Consider the following 24,718-nt stretch of genomic DNA (forward strand, 5'->3'; position numbering starts at 1 on the left):
GTGGACGAAGGAGGACGAAAATTCGTGCAAGCGCTTGAAAAGGCTCAAAGCGGGGTCGAGAAACCGTCCCCGGGGGCCGTGGCTTGTTCACTGAGGCAAAGTCAGCTGCGGCTCCAGCCCGGCTGTCTTCACGCAGCGGGCTATGGACAAAGCTGTCTTCGCTTCATCTCGATCAGCCGGTGGATCGACGGCGCGCCTGGGCGCGCCGCCTTTCTTCGAAGGCTTTCGCCGCGTCGGAGGCAACTCAGTCCTTGGCGCGCTCGACGTAGGAATTGTCTTCGGTCGCGATGACGACGCGGATGCCCGCGTTGACGTGCGGCGGCACCATGGTGCGCACACCGTTCGACAGCATGGCCGGCTTGTAGGACGACGACGCCGTCTGGCCCTTGACGACCGGCTCGGTCTCGGTGATCTCGAGCGTCACGTGGCGCGGCAGCTGCAGCGCAAGCGCGACGCCTTCGTGCATGGACAGGATGCAGGTCATGCCTTCCTGCAGATAGGCTTTCTGGTCGCCCATGGTTTCCACATCGACCACGACCTGATCGTAGTTTTCAGGGTTCATGAAGTGGAAGCCTTCGCCGTCCTCATAGAGGAACTGGTGGTTGACGTCCTCAACGAAGGCACGCTCGACCTGTTCGGTCGTGCGCCAGCGTTCCGACACCTTCACGCCGTCGACGATGCGACGCATGTTGACCTGCGTCACCGGCGTGCCCTTGCCGGGGTGGAAGTTTTCTGCCGTGAGAACGACATAGAGCTTGCCGTCCACGTCGATGACATTGCCCTTGCGGACGGAGGACGCGATAACCTTGACCATGGATATTCCCTTACTACCTGCCGGCTTGTGTCCGCCGGGGATGCGTCGTAGAGGAACGGGAGACCGGTCCGCCAGACGGATGAATGCTTTCCCGGCGCAACTAGCTTAAAAATGGGCAAATAGGAAGCCTCGCGGGAACAGGCGTCCCAAAAAGCTGACCATCAGGATCATTCCATGTCTCATTCCGGTTTCACATCCAGCTCTTCCCCCTGGTGGCGTCCGGAAATCCACGCCGACCGCCGACCGTTTCTCCTGGGACGCAACCGCATCCAGGCCCAGATGCGCGTCTGGTTTGCGGAGCGGGACTTCGTGGAGGTGGATCCCTCGGCCCTACAGGTCTCCCCCGGCAACGAGGCGCACCTGCATGCCTTTGCCACGCAAGCGCTGACCACGGACGGACGGCCCGCGCCTCTCTTTCTCCACACCTCGCCGGAGTTTGCCTGCAAAAAGCTGCTGGCGGCGGGCGAGCGCCGGATCCTTTCCTTCGCGCATGTCTATCGCAACCGCGAGCGGGGGCCTCTTCATCACCCCGAGTTCACCATGCTGGAGTGGTATCGTGCCGGCGAAGACTACGAAGCCCTGATGGCCGACTGCGCGGAACTCCTCGCGCTGGCGGCCGAAACCGCCGGGAGCAGGCGCTTCAGCCACCGCGGCATGGAGATGGACCCCTTCGCCGAGCCGGAGCGGCTGACGCTAGCCGACGCCTTCGACCGCTTTGCCAGCATCGATCTGCTGGCCTCCGTCTCCGCCACCGGCGAGACCGACCGCGATCGCCTGGCCGACGGACTGCGCGACAGCGGGATCCGCTTTGCCGACGACGATACCTGGGCTGATCTCTTCAGCCGCGTCCTGGTGGAGAGGATCGAGCCGCGCCTCGGCCAGGGTCGGGCGACCATCCTCTGCGAATATCCGGTTTCGGAGGCAGCCCTTGCCCGCCCCTCGCCCGCCGACCCCCGGGTCGCCGAGCGCTTCGAGCTCTACGCCTGCGGCGTTGAACTGGCCAATGCCTTCGGCGAACTGACGGACCCGGACGAACAGCGCCGCCGGTTCGAGATCGAAACGGCCGAGAAGAGCCGCATCTACGGCGAGACCTATCCGATCGACGAGGACTTCCTGGAAGCTCTTCGCATCATGCCGGAGGCGAGCGGCGCGGCACTCGGCTTCGATCGCCTGGCAATGCTGGCCACGGGGGCGCAGCGCATCGAGCAGGTGCTCTGGGCGCCTGTGCCGGAGGTAACCGGATGACGGCAGGGCGCACGCTGAAGACCGCCGACGAGCTGCATGCGGCCGGCCTGCTCGACGACAGCCGGCTTGGCCCCGCCCGCGCGGTGGCCGAACGCTATGCCATTGCGGTCAGTCCCGCCGTCGCGGCGCTGATCGAGAGAGACGATTCCCACGACCCGATCGCCCGCCAGTTCCTGCCGACGGCGGACGAACTGCTGACGACGGCCGAGGAGCGCGGTGATCCGATCGGCGACGCCGCCCATTCCCCCGTCAAGGGCATCGTCCACCGCTATCCCGACCGCGTGCTGCTGAAGGCGGTGCATGTCTGCCCGGTCTACTGCCGCTTCTGCTTCCGTCGGGAAATGGTCGGGCCGCAGGGCGACGGCACATTGTCGGCCGACGAGCTTCAGGCGGCGATCGCCTATATCCGCGAGCAGCCGGAGATCTGGGAGGTCATCCTGACCGGCGGCGACCCGCTGGTGCTCTCGCCACGCCGGCTGTCGCAAATCATGGAGATGCTGGCCGACATTCCGCACGTGAGGATAGTGCGCTTTCACACCCGCGTGCCGGTGGTCGATCCGGATGCCGTGGGCGACGCGCTGATCGCGGCGCTGAAGGCAAGCTGCAAGACCACCTATGTGGCGCTGCATGCCAATCATCCCCGGGAACTGAGCGAAGCGGCGCGGGCGGCCTGCGCCCGCCTGGTGGACGCAGGGATCGCCATGGTCAGCCAGACGGTGCTGTTGCGCGGCGTCAACGACGACCCGGCCCTACTGGCCGAGCTGATGAAGGCCTTCGTCGAGAACCGCATCAAACCCTATTATCTCCACCACCCGGATCTGGCGCCCGGCACCAGCCACTTCCGGCTGGAGATCGCCGAAGGCCAGCGCATCGTGGCGGATCTGCGGGGCCGGATCTCCGGGCTCTGCCAGCCGACCTATGTCCTCGACATTCCCGGCGGACACGGGAAGGCGGTGATCGGCGAAAGCGAGATCCACCGGGACGGCGGCGGCTACACCGTCCGTGATTTCCGGGGCGTCGAGCATGCCTATCCGCCGAGAGGGCAAGACCAGGACTGATCGTGCATACACCACGCCCTTAGGAGCGGGATGGCCGCAACCCGCAACGCTGATAGCCCGGCAGGCTCTTCTCCTGCAGCTATCTCCCTGCCCGGTGAAGGTTGCGACGCGAAGGCGCTTGCGGAGGGCGCAATGAGAACGGCACGCACGTCATAAGCCCTTAAATTTATGCGGAAGAACGTGGTCCTGCCGCAGCGGCACGCTTCCCGCGCCAGAGCAGTGCGTTTATGGTGCATCTGCGAAGCTTCTGCCGCAAAGCCTTGGCGATCGGAGGCGTATTTCGTTCCCGATCCAGTTCATGTATACATCAGCCATCTTGTTGGCGGAGGAAGACACAGATGATGAGCTACGTCCTGACCGTGACCTGCAACTCGACCCGCGGCATCGTCGCGGCCATCTCGGGCTATCTTGCGGATCAGGGTTGCAACATCGTCGACTCCTCGCAGTTCGACGACCTCGATACCGGCAAGTTCTTCATGCGCATCTCCTTCATCTCGGAGGAAGGTGCCGCGCGGCCGCAGCTTCTGGAGGGCTTCAAGCCGATTGCCGACACCTTCGGCATGACATGGGAGATCCATGACGGCAACGAGCGGATGAAGGTCCTGCTGATGGTCTCGCGCTTCGGCCATTGCCTCAACGACCTGCTCTATCGCTGGAAGATCGGGGCGCTGCCGATCGACATCGTCGGCGTCGTCTCCAACCATTTCGACTACCAGAAGGTGGTGGTGAACCACGACATCCCCTTCCACCACATCAAGGTGACGAAGGACAACAAGGCGAAGGCCGAAGCGCAGCTGATGGACCTCGTCGAGCAGACGGGCACCGACCTCATCGTGCTGGCCCGCTACATGCAGGTGCTGTCGGATCCCTTGTGCCGGAGCATGTCCGGCAAGATCATCAACATCCACCATTCCTTCCTGCCGAGCTTCAAGGGCGCCAACCCCTACAAGCAGGCCTATCAGCGCGGCGTGAAGCTGATCGGGGCGACCGCCCACTACGTCACCGCCGATCTCGACGAAGGTCCGATCATCGAGCAGGACACGGTCCGAGTGACCCACGCGCAGAGCCCCGACGACTATGTCTCGCTCGGCCGCGATGTGGAAAGCCAGGTGCTGGCGCGCGCCATTCACGCGCATATCCATCGTCGCGTCTTCCTGAACGGCAACCGCACGATCGTCTTCCCCCCGAGCCCAGGCAGCTACGCCTCGGAGCGGATGGGCTGAACCGCGCTTCCCCCTGAACGACGGCAGGCGGCAGCCGATGCCTTTGGCATCGCTGCTTGCCAACGCCATTGCTTTTCGGCACCCTCGCCACCACCTCCGGGTTCACGGAACTGGTCGGCGATGATTTCACATTTTCGCCCTGTTCCTGTCATCTCGCAGAAGAATATCCCGCGTAGGGCTATTCCCGTTGCTCACGGACCCGGCCCCGACGATTCTCTCCGTCGTGGGCCCGTAGGAACGCACGACAAAACGCAACCACTGAAGGAGAGTGACATGTCCGATATCACACGCGTCGCCGCCTTTCGTCTGGAAGCGTCGTTTCTGGAAAGCACGGAGCGCTGCTCCCTGACCTGCTGTCGAATGTAACGACCGGTTCAATTCATCCCGACATTTCGTTCGACGGAGCTGTCTACGACAGCCAAGGAGCATGTCTCATGCAGAAGCAAGTTATCGAATATGGCGGCGAGCCGGTTGGCATCGTCGTCCCGGACGCCGATCGGCTGAAGTTCATCGCCGTGAAGTTCCATGTCATCGACCTGGATGAACAGCGCTTCGGTTCCGCCGAGGAGGTTCGCACCGCGATCCGCAACCTCGTGCGTCAGCGCGACGCCGCAAACGCGACCGATCGCCACCCGACGGAAGAGCCGCCGGAATACCGGCAGCCTGCCAGCCTCAGAAAGCGGTGAAGGTCAGGGTCGTCAGCGATCGCTCGATGCCGGGGATGGCGGCGATCTTCTCGTTGACGAAGCGGCCGATCTCGTCCTCCTCCTTGATGTAGATCTTCAAGAGCAGGTCCCAGTCGCCGCTCGTGGAGTAGAGTTCCGAGACCAGCTCCGTCTGGTAGATGGCGTCGGCCACCTCATAGGTCTTCCCGGGGGTGCAGCGCAGCTGCACGAAGATCGGCTTCATGGATCCATTCCTGTCTGTTTCCGCGTGGCGCGGCCTGTCTTGTCCGTCGTCAACTATTGGCCGATGGGTCGGGCGACTGCAAGCCCGCGCGGTCCGCTTCGGTCTTCCTGGCCTCGGCGATCAGCCACGCCTTGAAGGTCGAGAAGGGCGGATATCCGTCCCGGTCGGCCGGATTGGCGAGATAGTAGGCGCCGGCCTGGATCGGCCGCCCGGGCACGACCAGCTCCAGCGTTCCCGCCGAGAGCTCGCGCTCGATCAGGAATGCCGGCAGCAATGCCGCGCCAAGCCCCGAGACCGCCGCTTCGGCAATCGCCATGAACTGGTCGAAGAGCATGCCGTGCAGGCTCTCGAAGCGCACGTCGTTGGCCAGGAACCAGTTCTCCCAGGCATCCGGCCGCGAATTCAGGTGGATCAGCGGCACCTGCAGAAGGTCCTTCGGTTCCCGCAGCGGAAAGCGGCGTCGGAACTCCGGGCTGCAGACGGCGACCATTTCCTCCTGCATCAGCGGCGTCAGCTCGGCGCCGGGCCAGCGCGCGGCGCCGAAATGGATGGCGGCGTCGATCGGATCGAAGCGGAAATCGAAGGGCTCCAGCCGGCTGACGACATTGACCGCCACCCCCGGATGGGCCTCCAGAAACCGCCCGAGCCGCGGCGCCAGCCAGCGGGCTCCGAACATCGGCAGGACGGCCACCGTGATGGCGCCACCTTGCGGATGCGCCCGCAGGCTGAGGGAGGCATTGGAGATCCGCCGCAGCGCCTCGCGGATCTCCCGCGCATAGCCATCGCCGGCAAGCGTCAACCGGATGGTCTGCCGCTCGCGCAGGAACAGCGTCACGCCGAGCTGCTTCTCGAGCGCCGAGATCTGCCGGCTGACGGCGCTCTGGGTGAGACCGAGCTCGTTGGCCGCGGCGGTGACGCTGCCGGTGCGGGCCGCTGCTTCGAAGGCGGCCAGAAGAGAGAAGGATGGCAGAAAGCGCCGGGGCGGCAGCATGTCATTCCTCCATCGAATGACCTGTTGAGAAACTGTCGATATTCACTCGCAGCTGTGCTCTGTAAAGTCCATGCCAGTCTTCCTTCGGAATTCAAAGACATGCTCAACGATCCGCGCTCCCATGGCCTTTGGGAAAGAACGGCACCACCTGCCCCGCAGACCACGTCGCTGCGCGAAAGCCTGTCCGCGGACGTGGTGATCGTCGGCGGCGGCTACACCGGACTGTCGGCGGCGCTACATCTGGCGGAGGCCGGCACCCGGGTCGTCCTCCTCGAGGCGCATGAGATCGGTTTCGGCGGCGCCGGCCGCAATGTCGGCCTGATCAATGCCGGCATGTGGGTCATGCCGGATGATTTCCCGAAAGAGCTCGGCCCGCACTACGGCGAACGGCTGCTGGAGCTGCTCGGCAACGGCCCGGCGCTGGTGCGCGAGATCATCGACAGGCATGCCATCGCCTGCGAGCTGGAGCGCAACGGCACGCTGCATTGCGCCACGGACAAGGACGGGCTGAAGGAGCTCGAGGAGCGGGCGCGCCAGTGGCAGATGCGCGGCGCACAGGTGACCCTGCTCGACGCGGCGGAAACCGAGCGCCGCATCGGGACCCGCGCCTATGCCGGCTCCCTGCTCGACAGCCGCGCCGGCACGCTGCAGCCGCTCGCCTATGTCCGCGGCCTGGCCCATGCGGCGACACGCGCCGGAGCCTTGTTGTTGACCGACAGCGCGGCGGTGGCCCATGAGCAGCGCGGCGGACGGCATGTGGTGAGGGCCGCCGGCGGTGAGGTTTCCGCCGACTGGGTGGTGGTCGCAACCGATGCCTACAGCAAGGGACCCTGGGCGGTGATGCGCCAGGAGCAGGTCCACCTGCCTTATTTCAACCTGGCAACGGCGCCGCTCACCGACAATCTGCGCAAATCGATCCTGCCCGGGCGCGAGGGATGCTGGGACACCAAGGAAATTCTCTCCTCGTTCCGGATGGACCAGGCCGGGCGGCTCGTCTTCGGCAGCGTCGGGGCGCTCCGCGGCACCGGCACCGCCATCCACAAGAACTGGGCAAGGCGGTCGCTGCGGCGCCTGTTTCCGCAGCTCGATGCCGTGGACTTCGAGGCCGAATGGCACGGCCGCATCGGCATGACCGACAATGCCCTGCCGCGCCTGCACAAATTTGCCGACAAGGTCGTGGCCTTCTGCGGCTATAACGGCCGCGGCATCGCGCCGGGAACCACCTTCGGCAAAATCCTGGCGCAGCATATCCTCGGGCGGATCACGGAAGACGATCTTCCGCTGCCCTTCACCGACCCGAAGCTGCCCCCCTTGCGGCCGCTGAAGGAAGCCTATTACGAGGCGGGCGCCCAGATCGCCCACCTGACGGCGGAACGCTTCTGATTGCGAAACCGCTGCCGATTTGTACATTGACGGAAATGACCTGGAAGGACTGACATGACGCTTGCCACCCTCGATCTCGCTGCCGACGTGAAGACAATCCTCGGCGACCTTGGCGTGAAGCCAGAGCGCTACACCGGCGGCACGCTCGCCGTCCGTTCGCCCGTCACCGGCAGGGAAATCGGCAGGCTTGCGGAAGACAGTGCCGAAAGTGCCGCCAAGGCGATCGACGCCGCCCATGACGCCTTCCTCGAATGGCGCCTCGTGCCTGCGCCCAAGCGCGGCGAGCTGATCCGCCTTCTCGGCGAGGAACTGCGCGCTGCCAAGACGGCGCTCGGCCGTCTCGTCTCCATCGAAGTCGGCAAGATCACCTCGGAGGGCCTCGGCGAGGTCCAGGAGATGATCGACATCTGCGACTTCGCCGTCGGCCTGTCGCGCCAGCTCTACGGCCTCACCATCGCGACCGAACGGGCCGACCACCGGATGATGGAAACCTGGCACCCGCTCGGCGCCATCGGCATCATCTCCGCCTTCAACTTCCCCGTCGCCGTCTGGTCCTGGAACGCCGCACTTGCCATCGTCTGCGGCAATTCGACGGTCTGGAAGCCATCCGAAAAGACGCCGCTGACGGCGCTCGCAACCCAGGCGATCTTCGAGAAGGCGCTGTCGCGCTACATCACCGAGGGCAATACCGCGCCGAAGAACCTCTCGACGCTGCTGATCGGGGGCCGCGACGTCGGTGAAGTCCTAGTCGACCACGAGAAGATCCCGCTCGTCTCCGCCACGGGCTCCACCGCCATGGGCCGCACGGTCGGCCCGCGCCTCGCCCAGCGCTTTGCCCGCTCGCTGCTGGAACTCGGTGGTAACAATGCCGCGATCGTCGCCCCGACGGCCGATCTCGACCTGACGCTGCGTGGCGTCGCCTTCTCCGCCATGGGCACCGCCGGCCAGCGCTGCACCACCCTGCGCCGCCTCTTCGTGCATGACAGTGTCTACGACACGCTCGTTCCGCGGCTTGCCAAGGCCTATCAGTCGGTGACGGTCGGCAGCCCGCTCGAGGCCGGCAATCTCGTCGGCCCGCTGATCGACAAGGCGGCCTTCGACAAGATGCAGGCATCGCTCGAGGCCGCAAGGGCAGCCGGCGGCAAGGTTACCGGCGGCGAGCGCATCGAGCAGGACGGCGCGCTCGACGCCTATTACGTCCGCCCGGCGATCGTCGAAATGCCGGAGCAGACCGGTCCCGTGAAGGAAGAGACCTTCGCGCCGATCCTCTACGTGATGAAGTACAGCGATTTCGACGCGGTGCTGCGCCTGCACAACGACGTGCCGCAGGGTCTGTCGTCGTCGATCTTCACCAACGACATGCGCGAAGCCGAGATCTTCGTTTCCGACCGCGGCTCCGATTGCGGCATCGCCAACGTCAACATCGGCCCGTCCGGTGCTGAAATCGGTGGCGCCTTCGGTGGCGAGAAGGAAACCGGTGGTGGCCGCGAATCCGGCTCCGACGCCTGGAGAGCCTACATGCGGCGCCAGACCAACACGATGAACTACGGCCGCACGCTGCCGCTCGCCCAGGGCGTCAAGTTCGACGTGATCTGACGCCATGAGCGCACCGCTCAACCTCCTGACCGATGTCGAGGGCGTGGCTGTCGGCCACGCCACCGATCTGGTGCTCGGCTCCGGGGTAACGGCGGTGATTTTCGACAGACCGGCCGTCGCCTCCGGCAGTGTGCTGGGTGGCGCGCCGGGCGGACGCGAGACGGCGCTCCTCGATCCATCAATGACGGTGGACGCCGTGGACGCCTTCGTGCTCTCGGGCGGTTCCGCATTCGGGCTGGATGCCGCCGGCGGCGTGCAGTCCGGGCTGCGGGAGATCGGTCGCGGCTTTGCGGTCGGCCCCGCCCGCGTTCCGATCGTGCCGCAGGCGATCCTGATGGATCTCCTGAACGGCGGCGACAAGGACTGGGGGCTGCATTCGCCCTACCGCGACATGGGCTACCAGGCCTTCCTGTCAGCGCGACCCGGACCCTTTGAACTGGGCACCGTTGGCGCCGGCACCGGCGCGACGACGGCGACCTTCAAGGGCGGGATCGGATCGGCCAGCGCCGTCACGCGGTCGGGCCATACCGTTGCGGCGCTGATGGCGGTGAACGCCATGGGTTCGGCGACGATCGGCGAAGGTCCATACTTCTGGGCTGCGCCCTTTGAGGCCGCAGGAGAATTCGGCGATCTCGGGATGCCGAAGGACTTCGACACGGCCCTGCGCCTCAAGGGCATGACCATCCCGGCAACCACCATTGGCGTCGTCGTGACCGATGCGGTCCTGACGAAGGCGCAGGCGCATAGGCTGTCGATTGCCGGCCACGATGGTCTCGCCCGCGCCGTGATGCCAGCCCATCTGCCCTTCGATGGCGATACGATCTTCTCCGCCGCCACCGGTGCGAGACCGGTTGCCGATCCGGCAGCGATGATGGAGATCTTTCATTTGGCCGCACTGGTGACGGCACGGGCCGTGGCGCGCGGCGTCTACGAGGCGACGGCTCTGCCCCATGCCGGTGCCCAGCCGGCCTGGCGGGATCGTTTTTCCGTCGCCCCTAAAGCGTAAGCGCCCTCAGGGCCGCTTCCAGACGCGCCCACTCGTGATCGCCCGGCAGGCCGAACCGCAGAACATCGGGGCGCTCCTCGAAACGCCGGACCAGAATGCCGGCCTCTCCGAGCGCCGCATGGAGTGCCGCCGCCCGCTCGTGGCGGACATAGCGGAAGAGCGCGGTGCCGCCGACGACGGGGATGGCACCTTCGTTCAACAGCGCATCAAGGCGCGCTGCCTGCCGCCGCAGCGTCTGCTGCATGGCCTGCCGCCAGTCCCGGTCCGCCAGCGCCTCCAGAGCGACATGCAGCGCCGGGCCGGACACGGACCATGGTCCCAGCTGCCCGTCCAGCCGCGCCGCCACGTCCGCGCCAGCAATGGCAAATCCCAGCCGGACGCCGGCCATGCCGTAGAACTTGCCGAAGGAGCGCAGCACGAGGAGACCGCCGTCCGCCACGGCATCCGCAACGCTTTCGGTCTCCGAAACATCGTGGAAGGCCTCGTCGACGACCAGCAGGCCACCCTTCGAGCGCATCTGCGCGGCGAGCGCGAGCAGGTCGCTGCGGGGGATGGCGCGTCCCGTCGGATTGTTCGGATTGACCACGACGGCAAGGTCGGCGGCGCTAAGGCCGCCGAAGTCCTCGGTCTCCGTCACGTCATAACCGGTCAGCCGGGCCGCACGGGCATGTTCCGCATAGGTCGGCGACAACACGGCGGCACGGGCCTGGACCTTGGGCAGCGCCGCGATCATCGGCAGCAGGATCTGCGTGCCGGGTGCCGCGACGACATGCGCCGCAGAGGGCGCGCCATAGGCCTGCGCGGCCAGCGACTTGAGCCGCTCGGCAAGGGCGGGCTCCGGCAGCCGCGAGAAAGCATTGGCTGGCACGGCGGAATGTGGATACGAATAGGGATTGATGCCGGTGGAGAGATCGATCCACGGCTCGGGCGCATGCGGGAACTGCAGCCGCGCCCGTGCCAGATTGCCCCCATGCTGGATCGTCCCGTCAGCTCCAGATGCCATACGCCGCATGTACCTCCTTCTTGCCTTCCTCGCCCTGCTGACCGAACGCCTGATTGGCTATCCGCAATGGCTCTACCGCCTGATCGGTCATCCCGTCACCTGGATCGGCGCCCTGATCTCGCGTCTCGACCGGAGCTGGAACCGCGAGAGCCAGAGCTTTGCGCGCCGCAAGGCCTGGGGCAGCGCCGCGCTCGTGGTCCTCATCGGCGTGACTGTCGCCATCTCGTTTATCATTGAGCGTCTTCTTGCCGGAAGCCAGAGCGGCTTCCTCGTGCTGGTGCTGATCGCCGCCATGCTGCCGGCGCAGAAGAGCCTGGAAAGCCATGTCGAGGCCGTCGCCGCAGCACTGGAGACCGGCGGGCTGGAGGCCGGCCGCAAGGCGGTCTCGATGATCGTCGGCCGCGATCCGGAGCAGCTGGACGAGGCGGGCGTCTGCCGGGCGGCGGTCGAAAGCCTGGCGGAGAATTTCTCCGACGGCATCGTCGCGCCTGCCTTCTGGCTGGGGGCGGCCGGGCTTGGCGGTGGCGCCGCCTACAAGGCTTCCAATACCGCCGACAGCATGATCGGCCATCGCTCTGCCCGTCACGAAGCCTTCGGCTGGGCGGCCGCCCGGTTCGACGACCTGATCAACCTGCCGGCCTCGCGCCTGAGCGGCGCTCTGTTCGTGGCCGCCGCCTGCCTTCTTCCCGGCGCCTCGCCGAAAGCTGCCATCGCCGCCATCCGCCGCGATGCGCAGCATCACCGGTCGCCGAACGCGGGCTGGCCGGAGGCGGCCATGGCGGGTGCGCTCGGCATCGCGCTTGCCGGTCCGCGCAGCTACGGCGGAGAGATGATCCAGGCGCGGTTCATGGGGTCGGGAGGACGCGCCGAACTGACGGCTGCCGACATCCGCCGGGCGCTGACGCTGGCGCGCATCGCCGACGCCCTGCTGATCGGCCTTTTCGGCCTGGCGGCGCTGGCTATCTGGCAATTCTAAGCAATCCGTCGAGATCGAGGTGCCGCTCCACATGCGCGGCCAGACGGTCGAGCACGGCATCCACATCCGCCTCGTAATCGAGATCCGACGGCGCGCCGCCCAGCCTCTGCAGCCAGGCACCGCGCTGGCGATTATTGCCGAAGAGGCCGTGAAGATAGGTGCCGACCACCTGTCCGCTCGCCGAGATGGCGCCCTCCGCCGCACCGGACACGGTCGCGAACGGACGGGCGCAATCGGGTCCGCCGGTGCGACCGATGTGCATTTCATAGCCGCTCAGCGGCTCGCCGTCGAAGCTCTCGCCCGAGACGGCTTCCAGCCGCTTGTCGCCGGACAGCACGGTGTCGACGTCGAGCAGTCCCAGTCCGGCAAACGTCCCCGGCTGCCCCTCGAGACCTTCGGAATCGGCAAGCGTTTTGCCAAGCATCTGGTAGCCGCCGCAAAGACCGAGCACCCGCCCACCGCGGCGCACATGCGCGGCGATGTCGACGTCGAGCCCGCTCTCCTTCAGCACCTGAAGGTCGGAGATCGTCGCCTTCGAGCCGACCAGCAGGACGAGGTCGCAATCGCCCGGAATGACCTCGCCCGGACGCACCCGGATCAGGTCGACGTCGGGCTCCGCCGCCAGCGGGTCGAGGTCGTCGAAATTGGAGATATGCGGCAGGACCGGCACCGCGATGCGCAGCCGGGCGCCGGCCTTGCGCTCGATCTTGTCGCTCAGCCCCAGCGCGTCCTCCGCCGGCAGCCGGACCGCCTCTCGGAAAAACGGCAGAAGCCCGATCGTCTGCCAGCCAGTGAGCGTCGCGATGATCCGCATTCCGTCATCGAAGAGCGCGGGATCGCCCCTGAACCGGTTGACGATGAAGCCCCGGATCATCGCCGCATCCTCCGGATCGAGGACGAGCTTCGTGCCCGCGAGGCTGGCGATGACGCCGCCGCGGTCGATATCGCCGATCAGCACCACCGGCACGTCGGCGGCGCGCGCAAACCCCATGTTGGCGATGTCGTTCTGGCGCAGATTGACCTCCGAGGCACTGCCCGCGCCTTCGACCAGCACCAGATCGGCCTGCCCCTTGAGAAGGCCAAAACTCTCCAGCACCCGCGGCATCAGCTGCGGCTTCAGGCCCTGGTACTCGGCGGCCCTGGCGTTGCCGAAGACCCGCCCCTGCACCACCACCTGCGCACCGACCTCGCTTTGCGGCTTCAGCAGCACCGGGTTCATGTGGACGCTCAAGGGCGCACCGGCGGCGCGCGCCTGCAGCGCCTGGGCCCGGCCGATTTCGCCGCCGTCTGCGGTGACCGCGGCATTGTTGGACATGTTCTGCGGCTTGAACGGCAGGACCTTCAGGCCGCGCAGGGTGAAGGCGCGCGCCAGGGCGGCGACGACAAGCGACTTGCCGACGTCCGATCCCGTGCCCTGGAACATGAGGGACCGGGCTGCCATGATCTAGAACTCGATGCCGGACTGGGCCTTCACGCCGGCCTTGAAGTGGTGTTTTACGAGCGTCATCTCGGTGACCAGGTCGGCGGCGTCGATAAGGGCCGGCTTGGCGTTGCGGCCGGTGACGACCACGTGCAGGTCCGGCCGGCGGGCCTGCAGCTCGCCAACAACCTTGTCGAGGTCGAGGTACTCGTAGCGAAGCGCGATGTTGAGCTCGTCGAGAACCACGAGCCCGATCGTCTCGTCCGCCATCAGTTCCAGCGCCTTCTCCCAGGCGCGCTCGGCGGCGGCGATATCGCGCTTCAGATCCTGGGTTTCCCAGGTGAAGCCTTCGCCCATGGTGTGCCAGACGACGCGATCGCCGAAGACGGCGAGCGCCGGCTGCTCGCCGGTCGACCAGCCGCCCTTGATGAACTGCACGATCCCGACGCGGCGGTTATGCCCAAGCATGCGCAGCGCCAGCCCAAAGGCTGCCGTCGACTTGCCCTTGCCGGAGCCGGTGTGGACCATGAGAAGACCCTTTTCGACGGTCTTCTCGGCCACCTCCGCATCCTGCACCGCCTTGCGGTTGGCCATCTTGGCGCGGTGGCGCTCCTCGGCCTGATCGGTAATATCCTTCACCGGACAGGCTCTGCAGTGCCAGTCGAATAGACCTCTTCGCCGCCGCGAAGCCTTGCCCGGACCAAACCGGACACAGCACCAAGCAGCGCCCAGAAGACGAGGCTGGTGGCAAGCACCGCGGCCACGAAGCGGGCATGCAGCTCCGCCGGCACCGCCGTCTCGTAGCTTGCCGGATGCGGCGCGCCGAGAATATGCGGCAAGACAAGCAGGACGACCGCAACGACGGCGAGAACCGGGGTGCGGGTATAGGCGAGGAGACCGAGCGCGACGGCCGTGCAGCCGGCGGTCGCGACCCACCACAGCTGCCGCGCACCGAGTTCTGCGGCCGGCATGCCGGGAAGCTCGGGCGGCAGGCCGAGGCCGGGCGCCAGGCTGAAGGCGAGGAAGCCGGCAAGGCCGAACATCAGGCCGCCGCGCCAGTCCTTCAGACCGCCCAGCGCTTCGGCGGCGGTCACGAGAAGGAGGGCAAAGCCGATCCCGGCCAGCATGTTGGCGGCAGCGGTATAGAGGAAGCGCTCGGCGCCGTCGGCCGGCATCCAGGCTTCGGCATCATCGTGATGGTCCGCGGGAGCGGCCGCGTCATGGGAATGACCCGCTTCGGCACCGGCACCCTCGAAGGTTTCGGCCTGGACAATCAGCGGAACGGTGGCAAAGCTCTGCATCACGGTGAGCATGAGCCCGGACAACAGTCCGGCGATCACCGCCGCGAGGACGATGTTGCGAAACAACGACATGTCAGAATTCCTCAGTGGCAGGGAAACGCGAGCGAATGGCGCGAGTCGTGCGCCGCGTTGTGCACGACTTCCATGTGGGAGAAGCCGACGAAGCCGACGAAGAAGAGGCCGAGCATCGCTGTCATGCTGAGGGGGATGATCTTGGAGGCGGAAATGCCGATTGCGCCGGCTGCCGTCTTGGTCGTCATTATGTCTGTCCTTTCACCCTCCACCCGAGGGCATTCGTTTTCACATGGCCGCCGGCAGGTCTCCTGGCTCGCGGATCAGACGCTCTCTCCCGCCTTCCCGGATCGCTCCAGTGGCATGATGGGATCAAGCTCTCCGCTCACAGTTGCGGGGGCAGCCGCGGAGTTGACGAACCCGTCTCACCGCATTCCCTCTGGTCCCTTTCGGGCACCGACGACGGGTCACTATAACCCAAAAGCTCCGAGCGGCAATCGTCTTTGCGACGCATTGACACGAACCGGCGACCGGGCTTACTGAAAGCCTGACGGTTCTTTTCCGGCAACGGAGAAGACGAAAAGGGAATGCGGTGCGATCCGGCAACGGGTCAATGCCGCGGCTGCCCCCGCAACTGTAAGCGGAGAGCTTCTGCCAAAAAGCCACTGGGGTGATCCCGGGAAGGTGGGCAGCAAGCGACGACCCGCGAGCCAGGAGACCTGCCGTCGCCATGTCTATGCTTTTCCGGGCGGGGTGCTCCGGAGGAAGCCCTGGATCACCAAGGCGAGGCTGCCAGCGGCAGTCCGTCGCGCGCCCCATATCGATCGAGTTGGAACGCGGCCTTGAGTGACGACCCCGCCATCAGAGACACCGACGTCACGATCTTCGTGTGCACAAACTGCCGCTGCGCGACCGATTCCGAACTGCGCCCCGGCGTGGCGCTGATCGAGGCGCTGCGCGACGCGACGGCCGACCTGCCGCTCGCCGTCAAGCCCGTCACCTGCCTTGCCAACTGCCAGAAGAGCCCGAGTGCGGCCTTTTCCCATCGCAGCGGCTGGTCCTATGTCTTCGGCCATCTCGCGCTGGAGAACGTGCCCGACATCGTCACCGGCGCCATGATGCTGGCCGAGGACGAGCGCGGCTTCCTGCCCCTGCGCGGACGTCCGACCTGCCTTCGCGGCAACGGCATGTCCGCCCGCATTCCCCCCTTCAACCACCACGAGGACATGCCCACATGAGCGTCACCTTCGACCGCATCCCCTGCACCGTCGTCACAGGCTTCCTGGGCGCCGGCAAGACGACGCTGATCCGCAACCTCATCGAGAATCTCGACGGCAAGCGGCTGGCGATCATCGTCAACGAGTTCGGCGATGTCGGCATCGACGGCGAGGTCCTGAAGGGCTGCGGCATCGAGAGCTGCCCGGACGACAACATCATCGAGCTCGCCAACGGCTGCATCTGCTGCACCGTCGCCGACGACTTTGTGCCCGCGATCGACCAGATCCTGGCACGCGAGCCGCGCGTCGACCACATCCTGATCGAGACCTCGGGTCTGGCGCTGCCCAAGCCCCTCGTGCAGGCCTTCCAGTGGCCCGCCGTCAAGGCGCGGGTCACGGTTGATGCCGTCATTGCGGTGGTCGACGGCCTCGCGCTTGCCGAAGGCCGGGTGGCCCACGACCATGCGGCCCTGGAGGCGCAGCGCCTGTCCGACGACAGCATCGACCACGACGATCCGGTCGAGGAAGTGTTCGACGACCAGATCGCCTGCGCCGACATGATCGTGCTGACCAAGACCGACCTCATCGACGCCGACGGCCTGGCGCTCGCCAGGGAACGGATTTCGGCCCATCTGCCGCGGGCGGTAAAGATCATCGCTGCGGCGAACGGCCAGGTCGACCCGGCCGTGTTGATCGGGCTCGGCCTTGCGGTCGAGGACGATATCGAGAACCGCAAGACCCATCACGACGACGAGCTCGACCACGACCACGACGATTTCGACAGCTTCGTCATCGACCTGCCGGCCGTCAGCGATGCCGACGAACTGGCGCAGCGGATTTCCGCCACGGCCGAAGCCGAGAACGTGCTGCGCATAAAGGGCTTCGTGGACGTCGCGAACAAGCCGATGCGCCTGCAGGTCCAGGCGGTAGGGTCGCGCGTCAACCACTACTTCGACCGTGCCTGGGCACCCGGCGAGACCCGCCAGAGCCGCCTTGTCGTGATTGGGGAAAAGGGACTTGATCGCGACGCGATAGAAAGGATGCTGGCCGCTTAAGGCTCTGCAACGGCATGCATATTCTGGCCACCACATCGTCGTCTCTCGACGACCTCATCGAGCCGGTCGACCTGAACCAGGCGCCGGCTGATGTGGTGGTTTTGTCCTTTTCCGGCAGCGATCTGAACGGCATCGCCGCCGGCTGGCCGATAGACGGTACTCTCTCCCTGGCGACGGCCAACCTCAGCGACCTCCGGCATCCGATGTCGGTGGACCTCTGGCTGGAGAAGACGGCCTCGCAGGCGAAGCTGATCCTGGTGCGGATCCTCGGCGGCTACGACCGCTGGCAGTATGGCGCCGAGGAACTGGCGCGCATGGCACGCTCCAAAGGGATCAGGCTCGTCATGCTGCCCGGCGAATGCAGCGTCCGGGACGATCGCCTTGCCGCGGCTTCGACGGTCGACGAACCGGAACTCCTGGCCATCCTGACTTGCCTGCGCGAAGGCGGGCCGCAGAACATGCGCCTGCTGGCGTCACGACTTGCCGCTCTCGTGCGCGGCGAACAGCTGGAGCTGGAAGCGGCGCAGGTCATGCCCAAGGCCGGTTTCTATGAGCCCGCAACAGGGCCCGTCGCGCTCGAGGACCTGCTGGCCTCCTTCCCGGCCGACGCGCCGAGGTTGCCGATCCTCTTCTACCGCTCCATGCTGCTCGCCAATGACGCGGCACCCATCGACGCGCTTTTCGAGGCGCTTGCCCGTCGCGGCTACGCCCCGGTGCCGATCTTCGTCGGCAGCCTGAAGGACGAGCACAGCCTGGCATTCGTCGAGCAGGCGCTCGCCGATCTCTCTCCCGCAGCGATCCTGGCGACGACGGCCTTCGCCGCCGGCGCCGATGCGGATGGCGCGACCCTGTTCGATCGCGCTGGCGTCACAGTTTTCCAGGTTGTCATTGCAACAACGCAGCGCGATGCCTGGCGGGACAACCGCCGCGGCCTCGGCCCCTCCGATCTCGCCATGCATGTCGTGCTGCCGGAACTCGACGGCCGGCTGCTGGCCGGGCCGATCTCCTTCAAGCAGGGCAGCACCGCATCCAGCCTCGTCAACCAGCCGGAACCGGACCGGGTCGAGCAGGTCGCCGAACGCGTCACCCGCTTCCTGCGTATGAAGGCGACGCCCCGGGCCGAGCGCAAGGTGGTCATCCTGCTGCCGGACTATCCGAATGCGCCGGGCCGCACCGGCTATGCCGTCGGCCTCGACGTGCCCCAGAGCGTGCTCGGCATGCTGAGGGAACTTTCGACAGCCGGCTATGCAGTGGACAGCATCCCCGAGACGCCTCGGGCGCTTCTCGATCTTTTGACCAAACGGCAGGCGGCGCTGCCTGTCGATGCCTATCATGCCTTCTTCCAGAACCTGCCCGAAGCTTCCCGCGCTGCCGCTACAGCCGCATGGGGTGCGGCAGAGAGCGATCCGGAGGCCGAAGGCGGAGCATTCCGCTTCCGGGCTGCCCGCTTCGGCAATATCACCGTGGCGCTGGCACCCGATCGCGGCCGGGACGGCGACCGGCGCGCCGACTATCACGACCCCGACCTGCCGCCGCGTCACGCGCTGCTCGCCTTCGGCGCCTGGATTCAGGCCGCACTCGAAGCCCATGCCATCGTTCATGTCGGCGCCCATGGCACGCTGGAGTGGCTGCCGGGCAAGACCGCTGCGCTCTCGGGCGAATGCTTCCCGGAAATCGTTTTGGGCGACCTGCCCGTCATCTATCCTTTCATCGTCTCCAATCCGGGCGAGGCGGCCGTCGCCAAGCGGCGCATCGCCGCCGTTACCATCGGCCATCTTCCGCCGGTTCTGGCCGGCGCCGGTCTGTCCGAGAGCCAGACGCGGCTGGAACTGCTGGTCGACGAATACGCGCAGGCCGACGGCCTGGACCGCCGGCGCCGCGACAGGCTGGCCAAGCTGATCGTCGACACCGCCCATGAACTCGGGCTCGCCGACGAAGCCGGCGTCTCGCGCGACGACGACCCGGATACGGCGCTCACCCGCATCGACGCCTTTCTCTGCGACCTGAAGGATTTTTCGATCAAGGACGGCCAGCATGTCTATGGCGCGGTGGCGGTCAACGACGACGACCCGTCCAGGATGGCCTGCGCAGCCGCCGAACGCGATGCCCTGCTCGGCGCCCTCGACGGGCGCCATGTCCGTCCCGGGCCGTCCGGAGCGCCGGCCCGCGGTCGGCTGGACGTGATGCCGACCGGCCGCAATCTCTTTGCCAGCGATCCGCGCACGCTGCCGACGCCAACGGCCTTCGAGTTGGGCCGCAAGGCGGCCGATGAGGTACTGCGCCGATACCTGCAGGACCACGGCGACTGGCCGACCAGCCTCGTCTTCGATCTCTGGGGCAGCGCCTCGCTGCGCAGCGGCGGCGAGGAAGTGGCGCAGGTCCTGGCGCTGATGGGAGCCCGCCCCGTCCATGATCCGATGACGGGGCGCGTCACCGGCATCGAGGTCCTGCCGCCGGCATCGCTCGGCCGCCCGCGCATCGACGTGACGCTGCGCATCTCCGGCCTGTTCCGCGACATGTTCCCCGCGCTGATCGCGCTGCTGGATGCCGCCACCCGGGCCATTGCGGTCCGCGACGAGGCGCCGGGCGACAATCCGCTCGCCGAAGAGGCGAAGGAGCGGGGCAGCGTCCCCGCGCGCATCTTCGGCTCGGCACCCGGCACCTATGGCGCCGGCATCGAGGACCGGCTGGCCGACGGCAGCTGGGACGAGCGCGAAGAGCTCGGCCGCATCTATCTCGATGCCACGAGCCATGCGTTTTCCGGCGCGCAAGGCGACGCCGCCGAGGCGCGCGGAGAGTTTGCGGAGCGCATCCGGTCGGCGGATCTTCTGGTCCATACCGGCGATGATCCCGGTCGCGATCTGCTCGACGGCTCCGCGGACGTCGCCTTCATCGGCGGGTTTTCCGCCGCCGTCGCGGCACTCGGCGGCAAGGCCGATGTCATCGCGCTGGACACCACCGACCCGAACAATCCGAGAGCCCGTTCGATCTGCGAAGCCATCACCCGGGTGGTGCGGGCGCGCGCCGTCAACCCGCGCTTCATCGCCGGCCAGATGCGCCACGGACCGCGGGGTGCTGCCGAACTGGTGGAGACGGTCGACCGGCTGATCGGCTTTGCCGAGACCACCCACGCCATTCCGCATGCGCTGATCGAGGCGACCTACGAGGCCTATGTGGTCGACGAGGTGGTGCGCGACTTCCTGCTGGCAGAGAACCCGGAAGGCGCGCGCTACATGGGCGAGCGCTTCCGCGCCGCCCTGCGCCGTGGCCTCTGGCACCCCCGCCGCAATGCCGTCGACCAGGAGCTGGAGATGCTGTTCGGGGAGAAGGCGGCATGACGGCGCTCTCCCTCGACAGAACCGCCCTCGACATGCGCCGCGGCGCCTGCCCCGCCCTTTCCGCCCCGATGCAGACCGGCGACGGCTTGCTGGCGCGCATTGCGCTGACGGAGGCACTCCATCCATCGCAGCTGGCGACCCTCTGCCAGTTGGCCCGTCGGCACGGCAACGGCATCCTTGATATTTCCGCACGCGGCAATCTGCAGGTTCGTGGGCTCACCGCCCTCTCCGCGCCCCAACTCGATGCCGAGGTCCGCGCCCTGCAGCTGCCGCTGCGCGAGGGGCTGGCAGTGGAAGTACCGCCGCTGGCCGGCATGGACCCCGACGAAATCGCCGATCCCCGCGCCCTGGCCGCAGCGATCCGCAAGGGTGCCGCCGATATCGCAGGTCTTGCGCCGAAGATGAGCGTCGTCGTCGACGGTGGCGGGCGCCTGCGCCTGTCCGATCTGCTCGCCGACATCCGGCTCGTGGCGAAGCGCCACGGCGGGTGCATCGGCTGGACGCTGCTGCTCGGCGGCACGGAGGCGGCCGGCGGGGTTCACGCTGTCCTCAGCGAGGCCGAGGCGGCTCCGGCAGCGCTCGCCCTGCTTGGCGAACTGGCATCGAAAGGCACTAAGGCTCGGGGTCGAGATCTGGCATCCGGTCTGCCGCGCAATTCGGTGGCCACACAGTCCGTTTCGCCCTTCGGTCTCCACCGGCTCGCAGCGGGTCGCGCGGCGGCGGGTATCGGCCCGGCCTTCGGCCAGATCGATGCCGAACAACTTACCGCACTCTGCGAGGAGGCCGTGGCTCTGGGCATGACGGCGGTGAAGCCGGCGCTCGATCATTCGCTCATCTTCTTCGGCCCGCCCGACGCCTGCGAAAGACTGATCGCCTTTGCGAACCTCAACGGCTTCGTCACCTCCGGAAATGATCCCCGCAGCGCCATCGCCGCCTGCCCCGGTCGCCCCGCCTGTGCATCCGGAGAGGTCGAGACGCATGCGCTCGGCGCCCTCGCCGCCCGCGAATGCGGCGACCTGCTGGATGGCTCCTTCAAGCTGCACGTCTCGGGATGCGCCAAGGGCTGCGCCCATCCGCAACCTTCGCCGCTCACGCTCTGCGGCACGCCGGCCGGACTGGCCTGGATTGCCGGTCGCGCCGCCGATCCGGCCCTCGCGGTGATCGACCCGAAAGATATCGCCACTGCACTTGGCCGTGTCTCCGCCCTCGTCAGGACCGAACGCCGCGACGGCGAACAGTCCGCAGCCTGCCTGTCCCGGCTCGGGCCGGACCGCATTTCTGCCCATCTCATGTCAGGACAACCATGACCGCTTACGACTACATCCGCGAGGGCGACGCCATCTATGAGAAATCCTTCGCGATCATCCGCGAAGAGGCGGACCTTTCGGCCTTCACTGCCGAGCAGGCCGATGTCGCCATCCGCATGATCCATGCCTGCGGCCTCGTCGAGGCAGCCGAGCATTTTCGCTTTTCCGATGACTTCGTCTCCAAGGCACGCGGCGCCCTGAAGGCTGGCAAGCCGATCTTCTGCGACGCGGAAATGGTGGCGCATGGGGTGACCCGCGCTCGTCTCGCCGCCGGCAACCCGGTGATCTGCACCCTGCGCGACAGCCGCACCATCGAGCTGGCCCGCACCATCGGCAACACCCGCTCGGCTGCAGCGCTGGACCTCTGGGACGAGATGGACGGCGCACTGGTCGCGATCGGCAACGCCCCGACCGCCCTCTTCCGCCTGCTCGAGCTTCTCGATGCCGGCGCGCCCCGGCCGGCCGCGATCATCGGCATGCCGGTCGGCTTCGTCGGCGCAGCCGAATCCAAGGAGGCGCTGATGGAAAGCCCGCTCGGCATTCCCTATGCGGTCGTGCGCGGACGCATGGGCGGATCGGCGATGACGGCAGCCGCCGTCAACGCGCTGGCGAGGGCGGGACTGTGACCGTCGCGGTCAAGGGCAGGCTCACCGGCGTCGGCACCGGGCCGGGCGATCCGGAACTTCTGACGCTGAAGGCGGTGCGCGCGCTGTCCGAGGCCGACGTCGTCGCCTTCTTCTGCAAGAAGGGCAGCGCAGGCAACGGCCGCACGATTGTAGAGGCTCACATAAAGCCCGGAACGGTGGAATTGCCGCTCGTCTATCCCGTGACGGTGGAGACGCACAAGGACGAGGCCGACTATCGCGGCCCGATCGCCGACTTCTTCGATCGCTCGGCACGCGAGATCGCCGTCCATCTCGACGAGGGCAGGAATGTTGCGGTGCTGAGCGAGGGCGATCCGCTCTTCTACGGCTCCTACATGCATCTGCACGTGCGGCTGGCACCTCATTACGAGGCCGAGGTGGTCGCCGGCGTCACGGCCATGTCCGGCTGCTGGTCCATGGCCGGCCTGCCGCTGGTGCAGGGCGACGATATCCTGAGCGTGCTGCCCGGCACCCTGTCGGAGGAAAAGCTGACCGAACGACTGTCGGATACCGATGGCGCCGTGATCATGAAGGTCGGTCGCAACCTGCCGAAGATCCGCCGCGCCCTGCAGGCCGTCGGCAAGCTCTCGGAGGCGCTCTACGTCGAGCGCGGTACGATGAGCAACGGTTCGGCGCAGCGGCTTGCCGACCGCGACGAAAGCCCGGCACCCTATTTTTCCTTGGTCCTCGTCCCCGGCTGGAAGGCGCGGCCATGACGAAGTCTGCTGCCGGTTCCCTAGTGGTCGTCGGGCTCGGCCCCGGCAGTCCGGACCAGATGACGCCGGAGGCAGCGGCAGCGATCGTGGGCTCCGAAGATTTCTTCGGCTATTTCCCCTATATCGACCGGCTGTCGCTGCGCCCCGACCAGCGCCGGCACGCCTCCGACAACCGCGAGGAACTGGCGCGCGCGAAGGCGGCGCTGGCAATGGCGGCAGAGGGAGGCAAAGTCTGCGTCGTCTCCGGCGGGGATCCCGGCGTGTTTGCCATGGCGGCCGCCGTCTGCGAGGCGATCGAGGACGGGCCGGCCGAGTGGCGGGATATCGACGTCTCGGTGATCCCGGGGGTAACGGCCATGCTGGCGGTGGCCGCACGGGCCGGCGCGCCGCTCGGCCACGACTTCTGCGCCATATCGCTGTCCAACAACCTGAAGCCCTGGGAGATCATCGAGAAGCGCCTGGTGGCGGCTGCCGAGGCGGGCTTCGTGATGGCCTTCTACAATCCCATCAGCAAGGCGCGGCCGCATCAGCTGGACGCCGCCTTCGACATCCTGCGCACGCATTTGCCTGCAGACGTGCCGGTGATCTTCGGACGGGCTGCAGGCCGTGCTGACGAGGTCATCCGCACCGTCGCGCTGAAGGACGCCGCAGGAAACATGGCCGATATGGCGACTTGCGTCATCGTCGGCTCGCCCGAGACCCGTATCATCGCCCGCGACGGCAGGCCGCCACTCGTCTATTCGCCGCGCAGCTACAGAGGCGGCAGCGCATGAACGAGGCGTTCGATCATCGCCTCGACGGAGCCGACCGCCTCGACGTCGGGGAGCGCAGGTCGCTCGATCAGCACGACGTCGATCCCGAGCGCCCGGGCGGCGGCAATCTTGCCGTAGCTGGCCGGTCCGCCGCTGTTCTTGGCGACGATCACCTCGATGCCGTGGCGCGACAGAAGCGCCGCCTCCTGCACCTCCTCGAAGGGGCCACGATCGGTGATGTAGACCGCATGCGGGACGTCGAGCGGCGGCTCGACCGGATCGACGCTGCGGATCAGATAGTCATGCTGCGGCGCCGCCTCGAAGGGCAGGAGCTCCTGGCGTCCGAGCGTCAGGAAGACCCGGCGCGGCATATCGCCGAGAGCGGCGACGGCTTCCGCGACGCTTGCCACCGCATGCCAGCGGTCGCCCTCCTGGCGCTGCCAAGGCGCGCGGCGCAGCGCCAGCAGCGGCACGCCCGACAGGCGCGAGGCAGCCGCGGCATTGGCGGAGATCTGCGCCGCATAGGGATGCGTGGCATCGATCAGCATCGCGATGCGGTTTTCGCGCAGGTATTCCGCCAGGCCGTCGGCACCACCGAAGCCACCGACGCGCAGTTGCACCGCATGTTCGGCCGGCACCAGCGTGCGCCCGGCGAGCGACAGCTCCAGGCGGTAACGCGGATCGCCCGACAGTCGTTCGGCAAGCTTGCGGGCTTCCGCAGTACCGCCGAGAATGAGGATGGAGTGTTTCAC

Annotated in this window: 24 protein-coding genes and 2 riboswitches; of the genes, 15 read left to right on the top strand and 9 right to left on the bottom strand. The window is 67.0% G+C overall.

The window, feature by feature from the left end; all coding sequences use genetic code 11:
- Positions 1-244: 244 nt before the first annotated feature.
- Positions 245-814: an elongation factor P gene (efp, locus tag EO99_RS0123685; protein ID WP_029621037.1), complete on the bottom strand. Its 570-nt coding sequence runs from the start codon at positions 812-814 to the stop codon at positions 245-247.
- Positions 815-988: 174 nt separating this feature from the next.
- Here efp and epmA point away from each other — a divergent pair, with 174 nt between their 5' ends.
- The 4 genes from epmA to EO99_RS27895 all read left to right on the top strand — a co-directional run bounded on the left by epmA (position 989) and on the right by EO99_RS27895 (position 5,026).
- Positions 989-2,059 (top strand): EF-P lysine aminoacylase EpmA, encoded by a 1,071-nt coding sequence (gene epmA / locus EO99_RS0123690; protein ID WP_029621038.1) that lies wholly within the window; start codon positions 989-991, stop codon positions 2,057-2,059.
- On the top strand, positions 2,056-3,117 hold the full coding sequence (locus EO99_RS0123695) for a lysine-2,3-aminomutase-like protein (RefSeq protein WP_029621039.1): 1,062 nt from the start codon (positions 2,056-2,058) through the stop codon (positions 3,115-3,117). Before epmA ends, EO99_RS0123695 begins: the two co-directional genes overlap by 4 nt.
- Positions 3,118-3,455: 338 nt before the next feature.
- Entirely contained in the window at positions 3,456-4,340 is an 885-nt protein-coding gene (purU, locus tag EO99_RS0123700) for a formyltetrahydrofolate deformylase (protein ID WP_029621040.1), read from the top strand.
- Between the two features lie 434 nt (positions 4,341-4,774).
- Positions 4,775-5,026, top strand: a complete 252-nt coding sequence (locus EO99_RS27895; protein WP_037112846.1) for a hypothetical protein — start codon at positions 4,775-4,777, stop codon at positions 5,024-5,026.
- Here EO99_RS27895 and EO99_RS0123715 read toward each other — a convergent pair.
- Positions 5,013-5,249: an Lrp/AsnC family transcriptional regulator gene (locus EO99_RS0123715; RefSeq protein WP_029621042.1), complete on the bottom strand. Its 237-nt coding sequence runs from the start codon at positions 5,247-5,249 to the stop codon at positions 5,013-5,015. The genes EO99_RS27895 and EO99_RS0123715 overlap by 14 nt on opposite strands.
- 49 nt (positions 5,250-5,298) lie before the next feature.
- Positions 5,299-6,240 (bottom strand): LysR substrate-binding domain-containing protein, encoded by a 942-nt coding sequence (locus EO99_RS0123720; RefSeq protein ID WP_051680058.1) that lies wholly within the window; start codon positions 6,238-6,240, stop codon positions 5,299-5,301.
- Positions 6,241-6,339: 99 nt separating this feature from the next.
- Here EO99_RS0123720 and EO99_RS0123725 point away from each other — a divergent pair, with 99 nt between their 5' ends.
- From EO99_RS0123725 to EO99_RS0123735, 3 genes are read left to right on the top strand one after another with little or no spacing between them, the layout of a single operon-like run.
- Positions 6,340-7,623, top strand: a complete 1,284-nt coding sequence (locus EO99_RS0123725; protein ID WP_029621044.1) for an NAD(P)/FAD-dependent oxidoreductase — start codon at positions 6,340-6,342, stop codon at positions 7,621-7,623.
- 54 nt (positions 7,624-7,677) lie between these two features.
- On the top strand, positions 7,678-9,219 hold the full coding sequence (amaB, locus tag EO99_RS0123730) for an L-piperidine-6-carboxylate dehydrogenase (protein WP_029621045.1): 1,542 nt from the start codon (positions 7,678-7,680) through the stop codon (positions 9,217-9,219).
- 4 nt (positions 9,220-9,223) lie between these two features.
- Positions 9,224-10,225 (top strand): P1 family peptidase, encoded by a 1,002-nt coding sequence (locus EO99_RS0123735; protein WP_029621046.1) that lies wholly within the window; start codon positions 9,224-9,226, stop codon positions 10,223-10,225.
- Here the strand turns inward: EO99_RS0123735 and cobD are convergent.
- The gene (cobD, locus tag EO99_RS0123740) at positions 10,215-11,228 is read right to left on the bottom strand and encodes a threonine-phosphate decarboxylase CobD (RefSeq protein ID WP_235776918.1); all 1,014 of its coding nucleotides are present in this window, start codon (positions 11,226-11,228) and stop codon (positions 10,215-10,217) included. The two genes, EO99_RS0123735 and cobD, sit on opposite strands and share 11 nt — an antisense overlap.
- Positions 11,229-11,235: 7 nt before the next feature.
- Between cobD and cbiB the strand changes: the two genes are divergently transcribed.
- On the top strand, positions 11,236-12,204 hold the full coding sequence (cbiB, locus tag EO99_RS0123745; RefSeq protein WP_029621048.1) for an adenosylcobinamide-phosphate synthase CbiB: 969 nt from the start codon (positions 11,236-11,238) through the stop codon (positions 12,202-12,204).
- Here cbiB and EO99_RS0123750 read toward each other — a convergent pair.
- Genes EO99_RS0123750 through EO99_RS0123765 form a run of 4 tightly spaced genes read right to left on the bottom strand, consistent with a single transcriptional unit; the run spans position 12,188 to position 15,185 of the window.
- Complete coding sequence (locus EO99_RS0123750; protein ID WP_029621049.1) at positions 12,188-13,645, bottom strand: cobyric acid synthase; 1,458 nt, start codon at positions 13,643-13,645, stop codon at positions 12,188-12,190. The genes cbiB and EO99_RS0123750 overlap by 17 nt on opposite strands.
- Before the next feature lie 3 nt (positions 13,646-13,648).
- Positions 13,649-14,263 carry a cob(I)yrinic acid a,c-diamide adenosyltransferase gene (gene cobO / locus EO99_RS0123755; RefSeq protein ID WP_029621050.1) on the bottom strand — a complete coding sequence of 205 codons (615 nt, stop codon included), beginning with the start codon at positions 14,261-14,263 and terminating at the stop codon, positions 13,649-13,651.
- Entirely contained in the window at positions 14,260-14,997 is a 738-nt protein-coding gene (locus EO99_RS0123760) for a CbtA family protein (protein ID WP_029621051.1), read from the bottom strand. The genes cobO and EO99_RS0123760 overlap by 4 nt, the downstream gene beginning before the upstream one ends.
- Before the next feature lie 11 nt (positions 14,998-15,008).
- A complete protein-coding gene (locus EO99_RS0123765) occupies positions 15,009-15,185 on the bottom strand; it encodes a CbtB domain-containing protein (protein ID WP_029621052.1) in 177 nt (58 codons plus the stop codon).
- Between the two features lie 36 nt (positions 15,186-15,221).
- Positions 15,222-15,413: riboswitch (cobalamin riboswitch) on the bottom strand.
- Between the two features lie 58 nt (positions 15,414-15,471).
- Positions 15,472-15,678, top strand: a riboswitch (cobalamin riboswitch).
- A 101-nt stretch (positions 15,679-15,779) separates the two neighbouring features.
- Between EO99_RS0123765 and EO99_RS0123770 the strand changes: the two genes are divergently transcribed.
- From EO99_RS0123770 to EO99_RS0123800, 7 genes are read left to right on the top strand one after another with little or no spacing between them, the layout of a single operon-like run.
- Positions 15,780-16,175, top strand: a complete 396-nt coding sequence (locus EO99_RS0123770; RefSeq protein ID WP_029621053.1) for a DUF1636 family protein — start codon at positions 15,780-15,782, stop codon at positions 16,173-16,175.
- Positions 16,172-17,209 carry a cobalamin biosynthesis protein CobW gene (gene cobW / locus EO99_RS0123775; protein ID WP_029621054.1) on the top strand — a complete coding sequence of 346 codons (1,038 nt, stop codon included), beginning with the start codon at positions 16,172-16,174 and terminating at the stop codon, positions 17,207-17,209. The genes EO99_RS0123770 and cobW overlap by 4 nt, the downstream gene beginning before the upstream one ends.
- Positions 17,210-17,223: 14 nt before the next feature.
- Complete coding sequence (cobN, locus tag EO99_RS0123780) at positions 17,224-20,547, top strand: cobaltochelatase subunit CobN (protein WP_029621055.1); 3,324 nt, start codon at positions 17,224-17,226, stop codon at positions 20,545-20,547.
- Positions 20,544-21,854, top strand: a complete 1,311-nt coding sequence (gene cobG / locus EO99_RS0123785) for a precorrin-3B synthase (protein ID WP_029621056.1) — start codon at positions 20,544-20,546, stop codon at positions 21,852-21,854. The genes cobN and cobG overlap by 4 nt, the downstream gene beginning before the upstream one ends.
- The gene (locus tag EO99_RS0123790; RefSeq protein ID WP_029621057.1) at positions 21,851-22,480 is read left to right on the top strand and encodes a precorrin-8X methylmutase; all 630 of its coding nucleotides are present in this window, start codon (positions 21,851-21,853) and stop codon (positions 22,478-22,480) included. The genes cobG and EO99_RS0123790 overlap by 4 nt, the downstream gene beginning before the upstream one ends.
- Positions 22,477-23,214, top strand: coding sequence for a precorrin-2 C(20)-methyltransferase (locus tag EO99_RS0123795; RefSeq protein ID WP_029621058.1), 738 nt, complete (start codon positions 22,477-22,479; stop codon positions 23,212-23,214). The genes EO99_RS0123790 and EO99_RS0123795 overlap by 4 nt, the downstream gene beginning before the upstream one ends.
- The gene (locus EO99_RS0123800; protein ID WP_029621059.1) at positions 23,211-23,987 is read left to right on the top strand and encodes a precorrin-3B C(17)-methyltransferase; all 777 of its coding nucleotides are present in this window, start codon (positions 23,211-23,213) and stop codon (positions 23,985-23,987) included. The genes EO99_RS0123795 and EO99_RS0123800 overlap by 4 nt, the downstream gene beginning before the upstream one ends.
- On the opposite strand, the gene EO99_RS0123805 is transcribed toward EO99_RS0123800, so the two are convergent.
- The gene (locus EO99_RS0123805; RefSeq protein ID WP_029621060.1) at positions 23,966-24,718 is read right to left on the bottom strand and encodes a cobalt-precorrin-6A reductase; all 753 of its coding nucleotides are present in this window, start codon (positions 24,716-24,718) and stop codon (positions 23,966-23,968) included. The genes EO99_RS0123800 and EO99_RS0123805 overlap by 22 nt on opposite strands.

Source organism: Pseudorhizobium marinum (assembly GCF_000705355.1).
Taxonomy (GTDB): Bacteria; Pseudomonadota; Alphaproteobacteria; order Rhizobiales; family Rhizobiaceae; genus Neorhizobium; species Neorhizobium pelagicum.